This window comes from Cutibacterium sp. KB22876, assembly GCF_059728865.1.
The window spans coordinates 1,064,417-1,084,603 of the sequence record NZ_AP040858.1 but is presented as its reverse complement, the minus strand read 5'-3'; the positions used below and the strand labels follow the sequence as shown (position 1 = coordinate 1,084,603).

Genomic DNA, 20,187 nt, shown 5'->3' with positions numbered 1-20,187 from the left:
CTCTCAGCGGTCCCTGTGACGGCGGGAGACCAGCCATGCCAACACGACGAAGACAGCAGCCCACGCCACTGCGCTGATGATGGCACGGGAGAGGTCGACCTCGACCGGCCCCTGGGTCGTCATCTCGTATCCTCCCATGATCGGCCACCGCGGCAGCAGGTTGACGCCCCACAGCGGGGTGAAGCGGGAGAGCTTAAGCATGAACCCGCCCAAGGGCATGAAGACATTGCCGAGAAAAGCGAAGGCCAGCACGAAGAAGGACACCAGGGAGGCAGCGTTCTCGTTACGGATAAGTATCGCCATTCCAAGACCGAAGATGGTGTAAGGAACGCAGCACACCCATGCCAGGAGGAAGGTCCACAGCCATCCGATGCCATCGATACGCGCACCCGAGAGGGCGCCGACGAGCAGCACGAGGGCCACCGGCACGGCCGCGACGACCTGGATCGAGACGATCTTGGTGACGAGGTAGTTCCACTGGGTCATCGGGGTGGTCGCCAGCTGCCGTCCCCATCCCGCCTGTTGCTCCAGGGCCGACGACGACCCCAGACCTGAGGCGGCGGTGGCAGTGCCGTAGAGGGCCATCGACGCCATCACCGCGGCATTGACGTTTCCATGTGCCACCGAGATGGTGCCGTAGTCCTGGATTGCACCGAAGAGCACGTACATCGCGACCGGCATGACGAAGGCGAAGATGATGATCGACGGGGTGCGAACCATCCGCCGGATGTCGAGAAGGGAGTAGGTGATGTTCATGATGCACTCTCCGTCCGGTCGATGCTCTCGCTGGTGAGTGAGAGGAATGCGTCCTCCAGAGTGGTGCGGGCGACCAGCACGTCGTGGGCCTCGGTGTGGTTGAGCAGATGGCGCACCAACTCGTCGGAGTCGTCGGTGGTGAAGGTGACGGTGTCGGACTTGATGTCGTAGTGGTTGACGTGGGGCAGGCGATCGAGGGTCGCGGGATCCACGTCGGGCCAGACGACGGTGACCGTCGAACCGGAGACCGAGGCACGGATCTCGGCGATCGGTCCGTCTGCGATGATGCGGCCGTGGTTGATGAGGATGACCCGGTCGGCGAACTCGTCCGCCTCGGCAATGTAGTGGGTGGCGAAGATGATGGTGCGGCCGTCGTCAGCGGCCTTGTGCATCTGGGCCCAGAAGTGACGCCGTCCATCGACGTCGAGACCCATCGTCGGCTCATCCAGAACCAGGAGATCCGGATCGGGCAGCATCGCCAGGGCGAAGCGCAGCCGCTGTTGCTGACCGCCTGAACACTTTCCGACCTTCCGGGAGGCGAAATCTTCCAGCTCCCAGACCCGCATCTGCTCATCGATCCGGGAGCGCGGGAGCTTGAAGGTCGATCCGATGACTCGCAGGGTCTCGTGGACGGTGAAGTTGTCGAGCAGGCCACGGGTCTGTTGTACCGCCGAGACCCGACCGGATCGGGCCCCCTCCTCGGCGTTCCGGCCCATCAACTCGACGCGGCCGGAGGTCGGGTCGGTGATCCCCAACAACATGTCGATGGTTGTCGTCTTGCCGGCGCCGTTGGGGCCGAGGAAGGCGACGACCTCCCCTTGCTTGATGGTGAAATTGATGTGGTCGACGGCCGTCAGGTGTCCTCCCTTGGCAGGGAAGGCCTTGACGAGATCCTCGACGACCACCGCTGTTTCGTTCATGCCTCCATGACACCCCACCAGGCGTGGTTCCGCCCATGGTCCGGCGTCACGAATTCGCCATGACATTCGTCATGGGGGTTAGGCTACGGCAATGACTCGAATCGTCCTGGTACGCCACGGCCAGTCCACCTGGAACCTGGAGCACCGCGTCCAGGGGCAGACGATGGAGGTCCCTCTGACCAGGAGAGGCCATCGTCAGGCCGGTGAGGCCGGACGGAAGGTCGCCGTGCTGGTGCCTCGTCACACCGCACTGCTGAGTTCGGACCAGAAACGTGCCCTGCAGACCGCTCAACGTGTGGGTCGCGCGATTGGGTCGACACCTCAGCCTGACACCCGGCTGCGGGAGCAGTACTTGGGTGACATGGAGGGCAGGCTGTCCAGTGAACTGCACGAGATGCCGGTCCCCGAGGATGCCGACGTTGCCGAGGTCGGCTGGGGTGGCGGGGAGTCGCTTCTCGACGTCTGGCGACGCTGTCGCGATCTGTTGGACGATCTTGCCCAGAATCCCCCCGAGGCCGTCGTCATGGTCAGTCACGGGGACACCCTGCGCGTCATGCTGTCGGCCCTGTCCGGAGGCACCCACCGTGACTGCGACTACTCCCTCGCGCTGACGAATGGGATCGTCATGTACCGGGATCTCGACTTGCACGAGCTGGTGGAGAGCCTTCCGGACCTGTGAGATTCCGTGCTGGGGAATCTCACAGCCTCACGAGCATCTTCCCGGTGTTGGCACCCTCGAGCATGTCGATGAAGGCCTTGGGCGCCGCGTCGAGGCCATCCCGGTAGGTCTCGTCCCAGTGGATCTCGTCGTTCGCCAACCACTGGGCCATCTTCTGCTGGAACTCCGGACGGACTTCCTCGGCGTACTTGGCGATGACGAAACCCCGCAGTGTCAGCCGCTTGCCGATAGCCAGCCCCAGGTTGCGCGGGGCACACGGCGGCTCGACCGAGTTGTACTGGGAGATCGCCCCGCACATGGCCACGCGACCATCGGTGTTGAGGTGGTTGATGGCGGCCTCCAGGTGGTCTCCACCGACGTTGTCGTAGTAGACGTCGATGCCGTCGGGAGCGACCTGTCCGAGCAGGTCGCTCACCGGACCGTCGTGGTAGTTGAAGGCAGCGTCGAAACCAAGGTCACGCAATCGGGCAACCTTGGCATCGGTGCCGGCAGAGCCGATGACCCGCGTCGCCCCGAGCAGGCCTGCCAACTGGCCGACCATCGAGCCGACGGCCCCGGCGGCACCGGAGACGAAGACGGCATCTCCGGCCTTCATCTCCGCGGCGCGTGTCAGACCCGCGTAAGCGGTGAGGCCGGTCATGCCCAGAACACCGAGGTAGGCCGAGGCGGGTGCGATGTCAACGTCAATGACCCTCGCATCGGAGGCGTCGAGAACCGCGTGTTCACGCCATCCGAGCTGGTGGACGACGTGCCTTCCTTCTGGAATGCCTTCGCTGCGCGACGCGATGACGGTGCCTACCGCTCCACCGTCGAGGGGCTGGCCGACCTGGAATGGTGGCACGTAGGACTTGACGTCGTTCATCCGGCCGCGCATGTACGGGTCGACCGACATCACCTCATTGGCGACGAGGATCTGCCCGTCGGCCAGTTCGGGAAGGGTGATCTCCTCGATGCGGAAATTGTCCTCGGTCGGTGCACCGTGTGGTCGGGATGCGAGGTGGACAGCGCGGGTGGAAGTCAGATGGGTGGTGCTCATGGGAGTGTTCCTCTCTCGACGCCGATCAACATCTCGACCATCGCACGCCTCATGCCACCAGACCAGCGGATTCCGCGGAGGGTGATCGCAGGTCATGCACAATGGGGCCATGGCCGAGATCACGATCCTTCGCACTGACATCACCGCTCTCGACGTCGACGCCGTCGTCAATGCGGCGAACCGTCGGCTGGCTGGTGGCGGAGGGGTCGATGGGGCCATCCACCGGGCTGCAGGGTCTGAGTTGTCGGCGGCTTGTCGCAAACTCCGCGAGACCACCCTGCCCGACGGCCTGCCCACGGGGCAGTCGGTGGCCACCACCGCGGGAAAGATGCCTGCCAAGTGGGTCATCCACACCGTCGGTCCGGTCTGGGCGAAGACCATCGACAAGTCTGACCAACTCGCCTCCTGCTACCGCACGTCCCTGCAGGTGGCTGACGAGATCGGCGCGAGAACCGTTGCCTTCCCGACGATTTCGGCAGGGGTGTACGGCTATCCCATGGATGAGGCCACCCGTATCGCCGTCGAAACATGCAAGCAGACCGACACCTCGGTGGAGACGATCTACCTCGTCGCCTTCAACGCCGAGGCCGAAGCCGGGTACCGCTCCGCCCTCGAAAACGAATGATCGGAATTCTTATCCAGCCAGATCGTTGAGGATTCGCTCCAGCACGACGGCGTGATTGACCTCGCGGTCGCCGGCACCGAAGAGCAGGATCACCTCGTCGTGGTCGGCGCACTCGTCAACGAATTTCTTCGCTGCTCCCGACTCGTCGAGATCAGCCTCGTAACGGCCTGCGAACTCGTCGAACCGGTCAGCATCGTGGTTCCACCAGGTGCGCAGTTCCGAGGAAGGGGCCAGATCGGTGCGACGCTCATCGAGCTCGGCATCGTCCTTCTTGACCCCTCGCGGCCACATGCGATCAACGAGAACCCGATACCCCTTGGCCGGGCCCGCCTTGAGGTCGTCACGGATATTCACTGCGCGGAAGGTTGTCACGCCTTCCACTGTGTCACGCCGGGGTCAAGCCTTCTTCTTGGACTTGAAGAAGAGGGGGGCAAGGATGACGACGAGCAGGACGATGGCCACCCAGTTCGCAATCTTCGCGTAGTATTTCAGGGCATCAACGATGGGATCACCGACCCCCCACCCCAGTGCGAAGTAGCCCAGGTTCCAGACTGTGGCGGCGACGAAGTCCAGCGCGACGAACCACTTCACCCTCATCCCGGAGGCACCCGTCAGGACGAAGACCACCGGCATGATCGGCAACGGAATCGGCACATAGGCGACGAGAACTCCCAGCCAGCCGAGCTTACGAGCCCATCTCTCCGCCTGGTCGTAACGGCGTCGGGACCGCTCGGATCGTCCGGCCCAGACCTCGATCATCCCTCGGCCCCACAGTTTTCCGGCCCACCAGTAGACCCAGTCAAGTTTGATCGACATGATCGAGCCCAACAGCAACCACCACAGCCAGTGCGGGGCCTGATTGACCGATGCCAGCGCTCCGGTCGCTGCTGCACCGGTACGGGATCCCGTGAGCCCCACGAGGATCGGCGGGTCAAGGCCGAGCAGCCAACCACGCAGCGGGAGCATGGCCAACGAGAAGATGCCGAGGAAGCCGATCCACCCCATGCACCAGTAGTCGGAGCGGCCTGGCTTGTGGTTCCAGGGCATGCCCTCGGCCTTCCACCACTCCTCCTCGTCCTCGGCGGAGTCGTCGCCGACGGCGGACCTCTCCAGTTCATCCTCGACCGCGGCAAGGGCGGTGGCGGCAACGGCGAAGGAATCCTTCTCCCCCGCAGCCGCAGTACTCATCTCGTCCTGCACGCCGTCGAGGATACCCAGTGCAGGTGACAGTCCTGCAGCTGCGATGTCTGCCGAGAGGGGAACGCACTTCTCCTGACCTCGTACGGACGGTAGCGTGACCTCTCAACCGGCGTCACCCACAGCACACGCGAACCGGCCGGGCGGGGAAGGACCGCATGATCCGTTTCGACCACGTCAGCAAGCGTTTCGACGAGGGCACTGTCGCCGTCGAGAATTTTGACCTGGAGGTGGAATCCCACCACCTGGTCGTCTTGCTGGGGTCATCCGGATGCGGAAAGACCACCCTGCTGAGGATGGTCAACCGAATGGTCGATCCGTCCGAGGGCCGAGTACTCATCGACGACACCGACGTCGCCACGGTTGATCCGGTCAAGCTGCGTCGTCAGATCGGATACGTCATGCAATCGGGTGGGTTGCTCCCCCACCGAACCGTGGTCGACAACATCGCCACAGTGCCGCTTCTCTCCGGTGCTTCCCGGAGCGCTGCCCGCTCCCGAGCCATGGATCTGTTGGAAAGGGTCGGCCTGGACTCCTCGTTGGCCCGGCGCTACCCCACCCAGCTGTCCGGCGGTCAGCGCCAGCGGGTCGGAGTGGCCCGGGCACTTGCCGCCAACCCCGACATCCTCCTCATGGACGAACCCTTCGGCGCCGTCGATCCGGTGGTGCGTGCCGAGTTGCAGCAGGGTCTTCTACGTATCCAGAAGGATCTCGCCAAGACGATCGTATTCGTCACCCATGACGTCGACGAGGCCTTCCTGCTCGGCGACGAGGTCCTCGTGCTGAGACGCGGTGCCCAGGTCGCCCAGCGGGGCCGTCCCGACGAGATCCTGCTCCACCCCGTCGACGACTTCGTCTCCTCTTTCATCGGCGGAGATCGTCGCAGTCTCCACGTCGAACGGCGCGACGAGTCGGCCACCGTCGTCGACGCCGGTGGCCGACTCGTCGGTCGTCTCACCGGAACTCCCGAGGAGAACTCGTGAACACCCGGTGGATCGACGAGAACCGGGACCAAATCTGGCAATTGACGAGCCACCATGCCGTGCTCGGCATCATTCCGGTGGTCGTGAGCCTCGTGCTGTCAGTCCCGCTGGGGTGGTGGGCGCACCGTTCTCGGACCGCACGCCGCCTCCTGGTACCCGGCGCCTCCATCCTGTACGCCCTTCCCTCCTTGCCACTGTTCGTCCTGTTGCCGCTCATCCTCGGCACGAAAATCCTCGATCCGATCAATGTCATCGCCGCCCTCACCCTCTACGGCATCGCCCTGTTGGTGAGGACGGCCACCGATGCCTTCGACTCGGTGGGGCGATCGGTACGTCGTGACGCCGTCGCCATGGGTTACTCCAATCCCCAGGTGTTCTGGCGGGTGGCCCTGCCGCTGGCAGTCCCCGCCATCACTGCGGGAATGCGGGTGGTCTCGGCATCCACGTTGTCCTTGGTCAGCGTCGGTGCCCTCATTGGCGTCCCCTCCCTGGGCTACTTCTTCACGGACGGTTATCAGCGTTCCTTCCCGACCGAGATCTGGGTCGGGATCATCGGGACCTTGGTCCTGGCAATCATCTTCGACCTCGTCATCGTCGCGGTCGGCCGTCTCCTCACGCCCTGGCAGCGTCGCAAGGGGGAGTCGGCATGACCCAGATTGCATCTGCTTTCACCTGGTTGGCGACCTCATCGCACTGGAGTGGTCCCGGAGCCATCGGGGTCCGCATCGGCGAGCATCTCTGGTACACCCTGTTGGCCATCCTCCTCGCCTCGGTCATTGCGATCCCCGCTGGTCTGGCGATTGGCCACACCGGCCGTGGAAGGACCGTCGCAGTGGCCTGTTCGGGGGCTCTGCGCGCACTGCCGTCCCTCGGGCTGCTCACCTTGCTGGCCATCTCGACGACGATGGGAATCGAGCATCCCGTCGTCCCGGCCACCATCGTGCTGGCGATCCTGGCGATCCCGCCACTGCTGGCCGGCAGCTACTCCGGGATTGAAGCCGTCGACGACGAGGTGACTGACGGAGCTCGAGCCTGCGGCATGACGGGGATGCAGGTCCTACGCCGCGTCGAGCTGCCGCTGGCTGCTCCCCTGCTGCTGGGAGGGTTGAGGTCAGCCACCCTGCAGGTCATCGCGACGACGACCATCTGCTCCTACCTGGGCATGGGTGGCCTGGGACGTTTCATCCTTGATGGTCTGGCAGTCTCCGATTACCCGCAGATGCTCGCCGGGTCCATCGTCATCATCGTGTTGGCCCTCGCCATCGATGGCCTACTCGCCCTGACAACGCGCCTACTCACCGGTCCGGGTGTGCGACACGCCCTAGCCCTCGCCCCACAGTGATCACCCATCGAATGGAGCAAGAATGACCACGACGACTCGCCGAACACTGCTCGGAGCCGCATTGCTGACCGGCCTGGCGGCGTGTTCCTCCCATGATCCCCTCGACTCGAACGACTCCGGCTCCGGTGGCACAGGTGTGACCGTCGGATCGGCGAATTTCACCGAGTCCGAGATCATCGCCGAGGTCTACGCCCAGGCTCTCGAAAAGGCTGGCGTCAGCGTCAAGCGTCGGATGCAGATCGGCGCCCGCGATGTCTACGTCAAGGCCCTCAAGGACGGCTCGATCGACCTCGTCCCGGAATATTCCGGGAACCTGCTGCAGTTCTTCCAGGGATCCTCGACGGCCTCTGACGAGAAGTCGGTCATGGACGCTCTGCGCAAGGCAGTGCCGTCGGGCATGTCCGTGGGGGAACCGTCAGCAGCCCAGGACGCCGACTCCTGGTGCGTCACCTCCGAGTTCTCCAAGGCCCACAAGGTCACTTCCCTGGCAGATCTGGCCAAGCTGGACGCCGTCAAGGTGGGCGGAAATCCTGAGCTCAAGGAACGTCCCTACGGGCCCAGGGGATTGACGAAGGTGTACGGGGTCCCGGCATCCAGGATCAAGTTCACCGCGCTGTCGGACTCCTCCGGTCCGCTCACCGTCAAGGCGTTGACGTCAGGGACGGTCGACCTCGTAGATCTCTACACGACGACTCCCGCGATCAAGGAGCAGAACCTCGTCGTCCTGGAGGACCCCAAGCACCTCGTCGTGCCTCAGAACGTCGTCCCGCTGATGAACACAAAGGTTGACGACAAGGCCCGCGACCAACTGGCCAAGGTCTCGAGGGCCCTGACCACCGACGACCTCATCGCCATGAACCAACGAGCCCAGGGGGACGAGAAGGCTTCGGCGTCAACCATTGCCAAGGATTGGCTGGGAAGGAAGGGGCTGGCCTGATCACCAGCCCCTCACCAGAAATCTCAGCCGATCTCCTCGCGAGCCTCCTCGAAGGCCTTGATGGCCCTGTCGAGCTGTTCACGGGTCAGTCCGGCAGACATCTGGGTACGGATGCGGGCCTTGCCTCGGGGCACCACTGGGTAGCTGAAGGCGCGCACGTAGATCCCCTTGGCGAGCATGGCGTCGGCCATCTTCGCGGCCTTGACGGCGTCGCCGATCATGACGGGGCAGATCGGATGATCCGACTCCGGGATGTCGAATCCGCGTGCGGTCATCTCGGCACGGAAGTACGCGGTGTTGTCGCGCAGACGATCCAGAAGGTCCGAGCTCGACTTGAGCAGTTCTAGGGTCGCCAGGGCGGCACCGGCGATGGACGGGGCGAGCGAGTTCGAGAACAGATAGGGGCGTGAGTTCTGACGCAGTATCTCGACGACTTCGCGGTGGGAGCAGGTGTAGCCGCCAGAGGCTCCGCCCAGGGCCTTGCCGAGGGTGCCGGTCAGGACGTCGACACGGTCACGCACTCCCCAGCGCTCGGGCGTGCCGGCACCAGTCTTGCCCACGAATCCGACGGCATGGGAGTCGTCGACCATGACCATCGCACCGTACCTTTCGGCAAGATCACAGATCTGCGGCAGCGGTGCGACGAAACCGTCCATGGAGAAGACGCCATCGGTGGCGACCATGATGTGCTTGCAGCCCTTGGCCTGGGCGTCCTTGAGCTGGGTCTCCAGGTCGGCCATGTCCTGGTTGTGGTAGCGGAAACGCTGTGCCTTGCACAGCCGGACGCCGTCGATGATCGAGGCATGGTTGAGCTCGTCGGAGATGATGGCGTCGTCGGGCCCCAACAGCACCTCGAAGAGACCACCGTTGGCGTCGAAGCAGGACGAGTACAGGATGGTGTCCCAGTTGTCGGGGTCATCGGGGTGCAGGAACTCGGTGATGGCCCGCTCCAGCTTCTGGTGCAGGGTCTGGGTGCCGCAGATGAATCGCACCGAGGCCATGCCGAAGCCCCACTCGTCGAGGGCCTTCTTGGCGGCGTCGACGAGCACCGGTGAGTCAGCCAGACCGAGGTAGTTATTGGCGCACAGGTTGATGACCTCGCGTCCGTCGTCGACGGTGATCTCGCCTGACTGGGGGCTGGTCAACGGGGCCTCGGCCTTGTACAGCCCTTCCTCCTTGAGGGCTGCGATCTTGGCGCTGAGTTCGTCCTTCATGGATCCGTACATGGTGATTGTCCTTCCTTCGTCGATCAGTCGAGGCATTCCCAGTTCATGACGACCTTGCCGCCATGGCCCGAGCCGGCGACGTCGAATGCCTCACGGAATTCCGTGATGGGGAACCTGTCGGTGATGACCCCGGAGATGTCCAGACCGGAGCGGATGAGGGAGGCCATGGTGTACCAGGTCTCGAAGATCTGACGGCCGGTGACTCCCTGGATCGTGATCATGTTGAAGATGATCTTGGACATGTCGAGGGTGATGGCCTTGCTCGGGGTTCCCAGCAGGGCGATACGACCGCCATGGGTCATGTTGTCGATCATGGAGGTCAGGGCGGCACCCGACCCGGACATCTCCAGACCGATGTCGAAGCCCTCCTTCATGTCGAAGCGGTTCCACACCGTCTCCAGACCCTCCCGGGAGACATTGACGGTGTTGTCCAGGCCGAGCCTCTGGGCCAGTTCGAGCCTCTCGTCGGACAGGTCGGTGACGACGACGTTGCGCGCCCCCTGGAACTGGGCGACGAGGGCCGCCATGATCCCGATGGGTCCGGCTCCCGACACGAGGACGTCCTCGGCCAGGCAGGGGAACTGCAGCGCCGTGTGAACGGCATTGCCGAAGGGGTCGAAGATTGCCGCGACATCGGGGTCGAGGTTCGGGATGTGGTGGACCCAGATGTTGCTGGCCGGCATGACGAAGTACTGGCAGTAGGCCCCGTCAACCGCGTATCCGATGCCTTGGGTATTGCGGCACAGGTGTCGCTTACCGGCCAGGCAGGCCCGGCAGCGGCCGCAGACGTAGTGGCCCTCACCAGAGACGAGCTGGCCGACCTCCAGATCATTGACCTCGGAACCGAGCTCGACGATCTCACCGCAGAACTCGTGTCCGAGGACCAGCGGGGTGTGCACCGTCTTGGAAGCCCATCCGTCCCACGTGTCGATGTGGACGTCGGTGCCGCAGATCCCACTGCGCAGCACCTTGACTACGACATCGTTCGGGCCCGGGGTCGGGTCGGGAATGTCAATGAGTTCAAGCCCCGGTTCCGGCCGGGTCTTCGCCAAGGCCTTCATGGCCCCTCACCTTTCCGGGGCATGACCCCCTCAACCACATCTTTGTGACGACACAACTGTGCCACTACCCGAACAGTGCTGCACGTCGGGTGGTGAACTCCGGGGCTCAGCCCTTCAAACCCGAGCTGGCCAGCCCTTCGATGACCCTCTTCTGCATCGAGAAGAACAGCAGGAAGATCGGTGCCATGGCCATCACGGAGGCGGCCATCATGAGGGCGAACTCGCTGGAGTGCTGTCCGGCCAAGGTGGCTATACCTACGCTCAACGGCATGGATTCCTCCCGCGTGGTTACGATGAGTGGCCACAGCAGGTCATTCCAGGACCACAACACAGTCGTGATCATGACGGCAAACAAGCCTGGCTTGACGACGGGAACCATGACTCGCCAGAAGGTCTGCCACGGATTGCACCCGTCAAGGCGGGCTGCTTCCTCCAACTCGACGGGCAGGCTCATGAACGACTGCCGCATCAGGAAGACGCCGAAGGCCGAGAAGAAACCTGGCAACACGATGCCCCACGGGGTCTCCAGCAGGCCAAGGTCACGAATGATCTGGTACTGGCCAATGAGATAGGACTGTCCGGGCACCATGAGGATGGCCAGCACGAACCCGAAAAGGATGGACTTGCCTCCGAATTTCATCCGGGCGAAGGCGTATCCACCCATGGCGCACAGGATCAACTGCGCGACGGTTCGCAGGACGGTGATCGTCACCGAGACACCGAACTGCTTGAGGAATGGCAACCTCGTGAAAACGTCGGCATAGTTCTTGAACTGCCACTCGTCCGGGATGAACTTGGGCGGAACGGCCTGAATCTCAGCGTTCGTCGACAAGGACATGAGCACCTGGTAGACGAACGGGAACACCATGAAGATGCCGCCAATGATCAGTAATATGTGGACGCCAACCAGGCCTTTCTGGGAGTTTCGGTCGCCCTTCTTGACGAGCTGGTCGATCTCCTGCTCACTCAAGCCCTCGCCAGCCTGCGTGATCTCAGACATAGTTGACCCACTTCTTCTGACCCAGGAACTGAATGAAGGTGACGATGGCGACCAAGAGGAAGATGACAATGGCGATCGCAGCGCCTACCCCTTGGTCGTTGTTGACGAAGGCCTCCCGGTAGAACAGGGACACCAAGGACCTCGTTCTGGGCTCAGCCGGATTGCCGGTACCGATCATGGCGTATAAGGCATCGAAGAGCTGGAATCCGCTGATCGTCGTCATGATCACCAGGAAGAAGATCGACGGTGACAACAGCGGAACCGTGATCGACCAGAACTGGCGCCATCTCGAGGCACCGTCAATGGATGCGGCCTCGTACAACTCTCGAGGAATCGATTTCAGACCTGCCGACAAGATGATGACGTTGAAACCAATGGATGCCCACAGCCCGAACAGGGCAACCGCGAACAGCGCCCATCCCGGGGTGACGAGCCAATAGGGAGGATTGCTTGCACCAAGTCCACGGAGTATCTGGTTGAGGAGACCGAACTGGCCGTTGTACACGATCTTCCAGACCTGGGCGACAGCCATCGGCATGGCCAGATAAGGCATGAAGTACAGTGCTCGATACAACCCCTTGAACTTCAGGCCTGGCAGTTCAATCATCGACGCGATGATGACCGACAGTGGGATCCCCAGCAGGACGATGAGCGTATACAGCAAAGTGTTGAGCATCGCCGAGCCCAGATCAGGACTCGAGAACAGGTCGTTGTAGTTCTGCAGTCCGACGAACTCGGGATTTCCTCCGAACGCATTGGTCTGCTGCAACGAGGCGACGATGTTCTTGACGATGGGCCAGTAGTAGAACACCGCGATGCCGAGCATGAGTGGACCGATGAAGGGGATGGGCCATGCTCCGACGCTCGTCGGATTTGGTCGTCCGGGCCGGTGGGATCCCGACCCGGAGGGCGAGGCAGCCGCCTGACTGCCTCGCACACCGGGCCGTGGCATCACTTCTCCTTGCTCAGAGCGTTGTTCATGAAGGCTGCCAGCTTCTTGGCAGCCTGAGGCACCGGGGTCTCGCCGGCAAAGGCCGGGTTGAGGAAATCAGCCTCACGGTTGACCCAGGCGTCGGTGTTACGGCTAACCGGGTAGGTCACGGCGTAGCTCGTCGCGGCGGCGACGAACATCTTGCAGTTCCACTTCGGGTAGCTCTTGATCCACGCGTCCTGAGTTCCGTTAAAGGCCGGGATGGCGGTGCCGTTCTTCGCCTCGACCTCCTGGCTCCCTTTGCCTGACATGTGAGCAATGAGGGCTAGGGCTGCTGCCTTGTTCTCGCTCTTGGCGGAGGCAACCCATCCGAGACCGTGGATGATGGTGCCTTTCTTTTCCTTCTTGGGCAGGTCGATGACGTCGTAGTCGTCCTCCTTGCCCTTGAACTCCTCGGCTAGCTCGGAGGCCGTCCAGTCACCGGTCCAGAACATGGCGGACTTGCCGCTCTTGAACATCTGGGACGGCTTGGTGTCAGTGACGACCTTCGGGGAAGCGACCGATCCATCCTTGACCCAGTCGGCCCAGCACTGCAGCCCTTCGATGCTCTTGGAATCGTCGAATCCGGATTTGTTGTCCTTGATGACGTAACCACCGGCCTGGGCGATCGTGTTGTAATAAGTGCCCTGTCCGTCGCCGTTGATGGTGGTCGCACATCCGTAGATGCCCCTGGGTTTGCCCCAGTCGGAGATCTTCTTGGCCTTGTTGTGGAAGTCGTCCCAGGTCCAGTCAGCGGTCGGGAAGTCGACTCCGGCCTCCTTGAAGATCTTCTTGTTGTAGAAGACGCCAATGGTGTCGAAGTCCTTCGGCACTCCGTAATGCTTGCCCTCGTAGGTGTAGAGGTCGACAAGGGCTTTCGGGTAGTCCGACCACTTCACGCCGGCATCCGTGATCTTGTCGATCGGGGCGAGCATACCGTTGGCGGCGTACAGCTGGATGTTGGGACCGTTCATCCAGAACACGTCGGGAAGCTCGTTGCCCTGGGCCTGGGTGCGCAGCTTGTTCCAGTAATCCTTGAACCCGGCCAGGTTCGTCTTGACCTTGATGTTCGGGTACTTTTTGGCGAAGGACTTGAGGTTCTCCTCGATCGTCTTCGTCTGGTTCTTGTCCCAGTAGGCCAGGGTCAGCTCAGCGGACGTGTTCGAGTCGACGCTTGGCGAGACGTCCGTCTTGTCGTTCTTGCTCGACGACGAGCATCCGGCGATGGTCAGGGTGGCGAGGGCCGCCCCTCCCATGATGAAACCTCTGCGATCCATGATTGACCTCTCTGTCTCGTTGTGATCACTTGACCTGGTTGTTGTTGAAGTATTGGACGATCCCCTCGTCCAGCGTCGGCACCTGGCGCGGCGTCGACCCTTGACGCAACGACTCAGTGGCCTCGATCCCCGCTGCGACCGCATACCAGGCGCCCAACGGCGAGGTATCCGTACGGGTTCCGTTCCTCACGAAGTTGAGGAACTCGGTGACGGTCAACACGTCGGCGTCACCGTGTCCATTGGCGTCCCCGATGATCGGGACGGTCTCATCACCGTCGGCGTTGTAGTGGGTTCGCTTGTTCCACAGTCGAATGACACCTCCCTCACCGTCACCGAAGTTCTCGATGCGCCCCTCCGTGCCGATGACGGTGTAGTTGCGCCAGTAGTCCGGGGTGTAGTGGCACTGCTGGTAGGACGCGAAGACGCCGGACTCCATCCGCATGAGCATCATCGAGATGTCCTCGACGTCGATGACCGGGTTGAGTCCCTTCTGGGTCAGCGGAGGCCAGTTGTCGAGGGAGTACCAGTCGCCCATGAGCTGGTCAGAATTGTCGCGACGATCAGTGATCCGGTCGTAGAGGGTGAGCCCGCCCATCCCGACGACGTCAGTGGTGTGGGAATCGGCGAACCAGTGCATGACGTCGATGTCGTGGGCAGCCTTCTGCAGCAGCAAACCCGTGCCATGCTCGCGAGTGGCATGCCAGTCCTTGAAGTAGAAGTCACCGCCCGACCCGACGAAGTGACGACACCAGATGGCCTTGACCTCGCCGATCCGGCCAGAGCGGATGAGATCGCGCATCGACCGCACGACGTTCATGTGGCGCATGTTGTGACCGACGTAGAGCCTCGTCCCGGTCTCGTAGGCGGTGGTGAGAACCTTGGTCGCCGAATCCATCGTGATGGCCAGGGGCTTCTCCAGGTACACCGGGATCCCCGCCTCCAACAGCTGACAGGTGACCTCGGCGTGGGTGTCGTCAGGGGAGGTGACGAAAGCGACGTCGATTCCCGATGCGATGAGCCCGGCAACGTCAGAGGTGATCGTGATGGAGTCGGGGTCCTTCCCGAGCCGGTCGGCCACCCGCTCGCGGGCCAGGTGATGGGGCTCGCAGACAGCGGTCACGAGGCCGTCGTTGCCCTCCAGCTCGGCGTTGAGGGCCAGGCGCGAGCGCGCGCCGACGCCGACGACGCCCACCCTCATGCGATCGCCAGTGTGTCCTTCTCGATGGGTTGTCGTCATGACGCTGTGCTGTCCTTTCTCGACTTCGGAAACGACTTTGGCCATGCCACGCAAGGCCACGGGATGCGGGTGTCCGGTACCGAGGGCCTTCCTCGTCACCAGTTCCAGTGCGGTGTTGAGGGCCCCGACGACCGATGCAGCCTGCCCCAATTCCTCGACCTCGGCGGTCATCGCCTCCGAGTCGAGAGGACGCCGAGCCATGAGCCGAGCGATGATGCGGCGAATCACCGTGACCGACGCATTCGTGGGTCCAGACATGACGATGACGTCCGGGTCGATGACGGCCGCGACCGAACCGGTCGTCAGGGCTGCTCGATCGATCCAGTCGTCGTCGGGCATCTCGTCGCCGTCCAGGCGAAGATCGAGCACGTCGCTGATCTCACCGGCGTTCCAGGTACGTCCGCGATGCAGTTGTCCGTCGAGGACCAGTCCGGTGTGCAGTCCGCGGGTCATCCGCACCAGGAGCATGTCAGCATCGGTGTCGAGGCGACCGCGCTGACGACGCTGGCAGAACTCGCCATAAGCAGCCATGTTGATGTCGTTGTCGACGGTGACCGGGACATCAAGGCGCCGGGAGAGCGTTCGGCCCAAGTCCAACCCGGTCCACTGCGGCACGAGGTCGCTTCGCACGATGCGACCATCGCCGTCGATGACGCCCGTCGTCGAGACCGCCAGGTGCAGCAACGGCCCCTTGTCCCCGCACGCATCTCGCAATGACTCGATCGCGCTCACGACGGTGTCGAGACGGGCTTCGGGTCGGTGCTGGTCGAGCCGAGAACTACGGGCGTCGAGGATCGTCCCGCCGAAAGTGGCCGCCACCAGGAGCATCGAGTCGACGAGGATGTCGGCCCCGATGACGATTCCGACGTCCTCACCCAACGACCACACCGAGGCAGGGCGCCCCAGACCGCCACCATCGGAGGTGCCACGGACCACCCATCCGGACGACTCGAGGTCATTGAGGATTGAGATGACGGTCGGACGTGACAACCCGGTGCCCTCGACGAGATCGGCCGCGCTCATGGCCTCTCCGGCACGCAGTTCGAGCAGGATGTCGTCGGCTCTCTCACTGCGTCGATCACGCTTCGCCACCGTCACCACTCCTTCTCCGCGACCAAGGTCACCGTGGGTCCATGCCCTCACGATCCTTGTAAAGGCATATTTCAAAACACGGTTTCAATTCTTGTTGGAAAGAGAATGAACCACCACGGCGAGTTGGTCAAGGGGTTTGTCGGAACTCGTCATCACGATGCCTTGCGGTGGCCCCTTCAGCGGCGGACAACCCAGTGCCGGCCGTCATTGCGCTTCACTGACATTGCGCCTCGATCTTTGGCAAAATCGATGCCGTGGCAGTCAGTGTTTTCGATATCTTCAAGGTAGGCATCGGCCCATCCAGTTCCCATACCGTCGGCCCCATGCGAGCCGCACAGATCTTCGTGACTGATCTGGCTCAATCACCGGCGTGGCCCGACGTCACCCGGGTGCGCGCCGAACTCTTCGGCTCACTGGGGGCGACCGGACACGGACATGGCTCCGAAGCCGCCGTCCTGTTGGGCCTGGAGGGAGAGGATCCCGCCACCGTCGACACCGACCAGACCCCAGCTCGAGCCGCCACCATCGCCAACAGAGGACGCATCACCCTCAATGCCGTCCATGGTGGTCGGGAGATTTCCTTCGACGTCACGACGGACCTCATCCTGCATCGCAACCGGTCCTTGCCCTTCCATCCCAACGGCATGACATTCACGGCCTGGTCGGGTCAGGAGGTCGTCGCCGAGCGCACCTTCTACTCCATCGGCGGTGGCTTCGTCGTCGAACACGGTGAGGACGAGCATCCCGCCATCGTCCGTGACTCGGCTCCGGTCCCCTACCCCTTCAAGACAGGCAAGGAACTGCTGGAACAGTGCTCTGATTACCGGATGAGCATCCCCGAGGTCACCATGGCCAATGAGATGACTGTCCGCGACGAGGAACACGTGCGCGGCGAACTCCTGGACATCTGGGCCGTCATGCACGCCTGCGTCGAGCGTGGTTGTTCCCGCTCCGGCGTTCTCCCAGGTGGACTGCACGTGCGTCGCCGTGCCATGAAGATGCACCGCGATCTCGCTACCCGGGAGCGCATCACCCCAGGCAAGCCAGAACCCTTCGGATCGGTCGACTGGCTGACGGTGTGGGCCCTGGCGGTCAATGAGGAGAACGCAGCAGGTGGACGTATCGTCACCGCCCCCACCAACGGTGCGGCCGGCATCATCCCGTCCTGCCTGCACTTCGCGGTGAAGTTCCTCTCCCCTGGCTCCGACATCGACTCGGGTACTCCCGGAGTCAACACCGGTGACGACGACCTCATCGTCGACTTCTTGCTGGCCGCCGGCGCCGTCGGCGAGATCTACCAGCAGTCAGCGTCCATCTCTGGGGCTGAGGTCGGCTGCCAGGGCGAGGTCGGCGTGGCATGTTCGATGGCCGCAGCCGGTTTGGCCCAGGTCATGGGCGGGACACCTGCCCAGGTCTGCAACGCGGCCGAGATCGGCCTCGAGCACCACCTCGGGCTCACCTGCGATCCCGTCGGTGGTCTGGTTCAGATTCCGTGCATCGAGCGCAATGCCCTGGGTGCCATTAAGGCCGTGACGGCTGCCCGTCTGGCCATGGCAGGCGACGGCTCCCAAATCGTCAGCCTTGATCAGGTCATGAAAACCATGATGGAAACCGGACGCGACATGAAGGTGAAATACAAGGAGACGGCGCGAGGCGGACTCGCGGTGAACATCGTCGAGTGCTAGCAGCTCGACGGATCATCTCCCCGGGGATCCCCCTCTAAGAAGGACGGCTTGACTATCCAAAGAACGAGGAAATAATTCAACAAAATCAAGCCGGCGCGAGAGAGTATTTTCACCTGCCGACATAGGCAACCGTATCTGCTTTGCCGATATCACCAGCGATGAGAAACATGGAAACCAGATCCATGCACACAGTGCCCATACCCGTGATTGAGGCATCACGGGGCGGCACATGCGCCAGAAACGTCATCGCCCTCACCAGAGAACGCACCTCACTCTCAGAGACTCTGACGGAACGGTATTTTCAAATTTCACTAACACCTTCAAGATGAAGGGAATCATTCACGGCTGCAAAGACAACACATTGTATGGCCATATGACCGTTTGCAATGGACTGGCGTTCCATAAGATCATTATGTCAAGCCACGTTTATGCTCGGATGAAGAAAAACGTAAACTTTGCCCATCCTCGCATGAACATCGAAAATGCCATCATGATCTTGTTCGTATTATCGTTTTGATCGTCGAAGTCATCGTTCTAGTGGTGATGTGCTGGTGATACAAAGCCACGATCATTACGGGACTCAATTACAGGGTCCCCCGTGGGAGCAGCCCTGAACCCCAGCTTGTAGGCCGGTGCGATGACGCCCACCGGTCCGTGGGCCGCACCCACACGAAGGGCGGCTCACGGCTCAGCCACAAGGTGCACCAGCCGACAAGGCAAAACACTTCTTTCAGCCAGCCTCTTGCCACCATCGCGGGCAATGTCCCTTATGATCGACACCAGGTCCTCGCAATATCCGCGGGGATCCCGGCGGCACCCTTGGTCGTCGGATTTCCACAACGGATCGTCGGGCACGTACCTGCCCGTGGAAAGGATTAACGGTTATGGCAACCGTGCAGTACAAGGAGGCGACTCGGGTTTACCCGGGCACCGATCGCGCAGCCGTCAGCAAGCTCAACCTGGAGATCGGCGATGGTGAGTTCATGGTCCTCGTCGGGCCGTCTGGCTGTGGTAAGTCCACCTCCCTGCGAATGCTGGCCGGCCTCGAAGAGGTCAATGCCGGTTCCATCTGGATCGGAGACCGCGACGTCACCGATCTGCCCCCGAAGGACCGTGACATCGCCATGGTCTTCCAGAACTACGCCCTGTACCCCCACATGACCGTGGCCGACAACATGGGCTTCGCCCTCAAGATGCAGAACGTGCCGAAGGCTGAGCGTCAGCAGCGCGTTCTCGAGGCTGCCAAGCTCCTCGGTCTCGAGGACTTCCTCAACCGCAAGCCGAAGGCTCTCTCCGGTGGTCAGCGTCAGCGTGTCGCCATGGGTCGCGCCATCGTTCGTAACCCTCAGGTCTTCCTCATGGACGAGCCGCTGTCGAACCTCGACGCCAAGCTCCGTGTCCAGACCCGCACCCAGATCGCTGCCCTGCAGCAGCGCCTCGGTGTCACCACCGTCTACGTGACCCACGACCAGGTCGAGGCCATGACGATGGGCGACCGCGTTGCCGTCATGAAGGACGGCATCCTGCAGCAGGTCGACTCCCCGCTGGCCCTCTACGACACCCCGAAGAACCTCTTCGTCGCCGGCTTCATCGGCTCCCCTGCCATGAACCTCATGGAGGGCAACGTCGTTGATGGTGGCGTCAAGCTCGGTGACTACGTCGTTCCGGTTTCCCGCGAGGTCCTAGCCAAGGCCCCGAACGAGACCAAGCTCACCCTCGGTATCCGCCCGGAGTCCTTCACCCTCGCCAGCGAAGGCGTCGGACTCGACGTTGCCGTCGTCGAGGAACTCGGCGCTGACGCCTACCTCTACGGCTCCCTCGTCGGTTCCGGCAAGGAAGCCTCGATCGAGGATGGTGAGGCCCACCAGGTCGTCGCTCGTATCTCGTCTCGTCGTCCTCCGCAGCGGGGCGAGCAGGTGCGCCTGGGTGTCGACCCGGCCGCCGTGCACGTCTTCAGCCAGGAGACCACTGAGCGCATCTCCTGATCCTCGGTTTCCGCAGACACGACGAGGCCCCCGGTTCTTCCGAGGGCCTCGTCGTGTTCTGTGTGGCCATGGGGGGCGTGCCCTGATTCTCGCCGTCGAACGCAGCGAACTCTTTCATCTCTGCTTGTGTGACACGGCCCCTCAGCGAGCTGCTGCGGCTATGTCCGAACGTCGATGCA

20 protein-coding genes are annotated in these 20,187 nt (G+C 62.7%); 8 read left to right on the top strand and 12 right to left on the bottom strand.

Translation table 11 applies throughout. The annotated features are described in order from the left end of the window. Window positions 1–3: 3 nt before the first annotated feature. Entirely contained in the window at window positions 4–756 is a 753-nt protein-coding gene (locus AC6I1W_RS04950; protein WP_004810702.1) for an ABC transporter permease, read from the bottom strand. Then, window positions 753–1,676 (bottom strand): ABC transporter ATP-binding protein, encoded by a 924-nt coding sequence (locus AC6I1W_RS04945; protein WP_004810699.1) that lies wholly within the window; start codon window positions 1,674–1,676, stop codon window positions 753–755. The genes AC6I1W_RS04950 and AC6I1W_RS04945 overlap by 4 nt, the downstream gene beginning before the upstream one ends. Before the next feature lie 91 nt (window positions 1,677–1,767). On the opposite strand from AC6I1W_RS04945, the gene AC6I1W_RS04940 reads away from it, so the two are divergent. After that, window positions 1,768–2,355: a histidine phosphatase family protein gene (locus AC6I1W_RS04940; RefSeq protein ID WP_071348764.1), complete on the top strand. Its 588-nt coding sequence runs from the start codon at window positions 1,768–1,770 to the stop codon at window positions 2,353–2,355. A gap of 19 nt (window positions 2,356–2,374) precedes the next feature. Here AC6I1W_RS04940 and AC6I1W_RS04935 read toward each other — a convergent pair whose 3' ends face one another. Next, on the bottom strand, window positions 2,375–3,391 hold the full coding sequence (locus AC6I1W_RS04935; RefSeq protein ID WP_021108323.1) for an NADP-dependent oxidoreductase: 1,017 nt from the start codon (window positions 3,389–3,391) through the stop codon (window positions 2,375–2,377). A gap of 109 nt (window positions 3,392–3,500) precedes the next feature. Here AC6I1W_RS04935 and AC6I1W_RS04930 point away from each other — a divergent pair, with 109 nt between their 5' ends. Further along, entirely contained in the window at window positions 3,501–4,016 is a 516-nt protein-coding gene (locus tag AC6I1W_RS04930) for an O-acetyl-ADP-ribose deacetylase (RefSeq protein WP_021108322.1), read from the top strand. Window positions 4,017–4,025: 9 nt separating this feature from the next. On the opposite strand, the gene AC6I1W_RS04925 is transcribed toward AC6I1W_RS04930, so the two are convergent. Both AC6I1W_RS04925 and AC6I1W_RS04920 read right to left on the bottom strand, forming a co-directional pair. Next, on the bottom strand, window positions 4,026–4,388 hold the full coding sequence (locus AC6I1W_RS04925) for a DUF488 domain-containing protein (protein ID WP_016667025.1): 363 nt from the start codon (window positions 4,386–4,388) through the stop codon (window positions 4,026–4,028). Window positions 4,389–4,412: 24 nt separating this feature from the next. Next, window positions 4,413–5,246: a DedA family protein gene (locus AC6I1W_RS04920; RefSeq protein ID WP_036901647.1), complete on the bottom strand. Its 834-nt coding sequence runs from the start codon at window positions 5,244–5,246 to the stop codon at window positions 4,413–4,415. Window positions 5,247–5,371: 125 nt separating this feature from the next. Between AC6I1W_RS04920 and AC6I1W_RS04915 the strand changes: the two genes are divergently transcribed. The 4 genes from AC6I1W_RS04915 to AC6I1W_RS04900 are packed head-to-tail and all read left to right on the top strand — an operon-like array spanning window position 5,372 to window position 8,475. Continuing rightward, window positions 5,372–6,196: an ABC transporter ATP-binding protein gene (locus tag AC6I1W_RS04915; protein WP_138237636.1), complete on the top strand. Its 825-nt coding sequence runs from the start codon at window positions 5,372–5,374 to the stop codon at window positions 6,194–6,196. Next, on the top strand, window positions 6,193–6,846 hold the full coding sequence (locus AC6I1W_RS04910; RefSeq protein WP_015583234.1) for an ABC transporter permease: 654 nt from the start codon (window positions 6,193–6,195) through the stop codon (window positions 6,844–6,846). The genes AC6I1W_RS04915 and AC6I1W_RS04910 overlap by 4 nt, the downstream gene beginning before the upstream one ends. Further along, window positions 6,843–7,538 (top strand): ABC transporter permease, encoded by a 696-nt coding sequence (locus AC6I1W_RS04905; protein WP_021108318.1) that lies wholly within the window; start codon window positions 6,843–6,845, stop codon window positions 7,536–7,538. Before AC6I1W_RS04910 ends, AC6I1W_RS04905 begins: the two co-directional genes overlap by 4 nt. Before the next feature lie 22 nt (window positions 7,539–7,560). After that, complete coding sequence (locus AC6I1W_RS04900) at window positions 7,561–8,475, top strand: ABC transporter substrate-binding protein (RefSeq protein WP_023032382.1); 915 nt, start codon at window positions 7,561–7,563, stop codon at window positions 8,473–8,475. A 23-nt stretch (window positions 8,476–8,498) separates the two neighbouring features. Here AC6I1W_RS04900 and AC6I1W_RS04895 read toward each other — a convergent pair whose 3' ends face one another. The 6 genes from AC6I1W_RS04895 to AC6I1W_RS04870 all read right to left on the bottom strand — a co-directional run bounded on the left by AC6I1W_RS04895 (window position 8,499) and on the right by AC6I1W_RS04870 (window position 16,338). Next, window positions 8,499–9,689, bottom strand: a complete 1,191-nt coding sequence (locus AC6I1W_RS04895) for a glycine C-acetyltransferase (RefSeq protein WP_138237642.1) — start codon at window positions 9,687–9,689, stop codon at window positions 8,499–8,501. A 35-nt stretch (window positions 9,690–9,724) separates the two neighbouring features. Further along, entirely contained in the window at window positions 9,725–10,762 is a 1,038-nt protein-coding gene (gene tdh / locus AC6I1W_RS04890) for an L-threonine 3-dehydrogenase (protein WP_004810672.1), read from the bottom strand. Between the two features lie 106 nt (window positions 10,763–10,868). Next, entirely contained in the window at window positions 10,869–11,762 is an 894-nt protein-coding gene (locus AC6I1W_RS04885; RefSeq protein ID WP_004810671.1) for a carbohydrate ABC transporter permease, read from the bottom strand. Further along, window positions 11,755–12,714 carry a carbohydrate ABC transporter permease gene (locus tag AC6I1W_RS04880; protein WP_023032381.1) on the bottom strand — a complete coding sequence of 320 codons (960 nt, stop codon included), beginning with the start codon at window positions 12,712–12,714 and terminating at the stop codon, window positions 11,755–11,757. The genes AC6I1W_RS04885 and AC6I1W_RS04880 overlap by 8 nt, the downstream gene beginning before the upstream one ends. Then, complete coding sequence (locus AC6I1W_RS04875; protein WP_023032380.1) at window positions 12,714–14,009, bottom strand: ABC transporter substrate-binding protein; 1,296 nt, start codon at window positions 14,007–14,009, stop codon at window positions 12,714–12,716. The genes AC6I1W_RS04880 and AC6I1W_RS04875 overlap by 1 nt, the downstream gene beginning before the upstream one ends. A gap of 25 nt (window positions 14,010–14,034) precedes the next feature. Further along, window positions 14,035–16,338: an ROK family protein gene (locus AC6I1W_RS04870; protein WP_016667016.1), complete on the bottom strand. Its 2,304-nt coding sequence runs from the start codon at window positions 16,336–16,338 to the stop codon at window positions 14,035–14,037. A 254-nt stretch (window positions 16,339–16,592) separates the two neighbouring features. Here AC6I1W_RS04870 and AC6I1W_RS04865 point away from each other — a divergent pair, with 254 nt between their 5' ends. Then, window positions 16,593–18,023, top strand: a complete 1,431-nt coding sequence (locus AC6I1W_RS04865) for an L-serine ammonia-lyase (RefSeq protein ID WP_069101842.1) — start codon at window positions 16,593–16,595, stop codon at window positions 18,021–18,023. 109 nt (window positions 18,024–18,132) lie between these two features. On the opposite strand, the gene AC6I1W_RS04860 is transcribed toward AC6I1W_RS04865, so the two are convergent. After that, the gene (locus AC6I1W_RS04860; RefSeq protein ID WP_270577005.1) at window positions 18,133–18,270 is read right to left on the bottom strand and encodes a hypothetical protein; all 138 of its coding nucleotides are present in this window, start codon (window positions 18,268–18,270) and stop codon (window positions 18,133–18,135) included. Window positions 18,271–18,907: 637 nt separating this feature from the next. On the opposite strand from AC6I1W_RS04860, the gene AC6I1W_RS04855 reads away from it, so the two are divergent. Further along, window positions 18,908–20,008 carry an ABC transporter ATP-binding protein gene (locus tag AC6I1W_RS04855; RefSeq protein ID WP_063279371.1) on the top strand — a complete coding sequence of 367 codons (1,101 nt, stop codon included), beginning with the start codon at window positions 18,908–18,910 and terminating at the stop codon, window positions 20,006–20,008. The last annotated feature ends 179 nt before the right edge of the window (window positions 20,009–20,187 follow it).

Bases quoted from the DNA above. Each gene is read 5' to 3' on its own strand.
- AC6I1W_RS04880 (WP_023032381.1), bottom strand. From the start codon at position 12,714: ATGCCACGGCCCGGTGTGCGAGGCAGTCAGGCGGCTGCCTCGCCCTCC.
- AC6I1W_RS04885 (WP_004810671.1), bottom strand. From the start codon at position 11,762: ATGTCTGAGATCACGCAGGCTGGCGAGGGCTTGAGTGAGCAGGAGATC.
- AC6I1W_RS04945 (WP_004810699.1), bottom strand. From the start codon at position 1,676: ATGAACGAAACAGCGGTGGTCGTCGAGGATCTCGTCAAGGCCTTCCCT.
- AC6I1W_RS04950 (WP_004810702.1), bottom strand. From the start codon at position 756: ATGAACATCACCTACTCCCTTCTCGACATCCGGCGGATGGTTCGCACC.
- AC6I1W_RS04855 (WP_063279371.1), top strand. From the start codon at position 18,908: ATGGCAACCGTGCAGTACAAGGAGGCGACTCGGGTTTACCCGGGCACC.
- AC6I1W_RS04915 (WP_138237636.1), top strand. From the start codon at position 5,372: ATGATCCGTTTCGACCACGTCAGCAAGCGTTTCGACGAGGGCACTGTC.
- AC6I1W_RS04895 (WP_138237642.1), bottom strand. From the start codon at position 9,689: ATGAAGGACGAACTCAGCGCCAAGATCGCAGCCCTCAAGGAGGAAGGG.
- AC6I1W_RS04875 (WP_023032380.1), bottom strand. From the start codon at position 14,009: ATGGATCGCAGAGGTTTCATCATGGGAGGGGCGGCCCTCGCCACCCTG.
- AC6I1W_RS04905 (WP_021108318.1), top strand. From the start codon at position 6,843: ATGACCCAGATTGCATCTGCTTTCACCTGGTTGGCGACCTCATCGCAC.
- AC6I1W_RS04940 (WP_071348764.1), top strand. From the start codon at position 1,768: ATGACTCGAATCGTCCTGGTACGCCACGGCCAGTCCACCTGGAACCTG.
- AC6I1W_RS04935 (WP_021108323.1), bottom strand. From the start codon at position 3,391: ATGAGCACCACCCATCTGACTTCCACCCGCGCTGTCCACCTCGCATCC.
- tdh (WP_004810672.1), bottom strand. From the start codon at position 10,762: ATGAAGGCCTTGGCGAAGACCCGGCCGGAACCGGGGCTTGAACTCATT.
- AC6I1W_RS04900 (WP_023032382.1), top strand. From the start codon at position 7,561: ATGACCACGACGACTCGCCGAACACTGCTCGGAGCCGCATTGCTGACC.
- AC6I1W_RS04930 (WP_021108322.1), top strand. From the start codon at position 3,501: ATGGCCGAGATCACGATCCTTCGCACTGACATCACCGCTCTCGACGTC.
- AC6I1W_RS04860 (WP_270577005.1), bottom strand. From the start codon at position 18,270: ATGACGTTTCTGGCGCATGTGCCGCCCCGTGATGCCTCAATCACGGGT.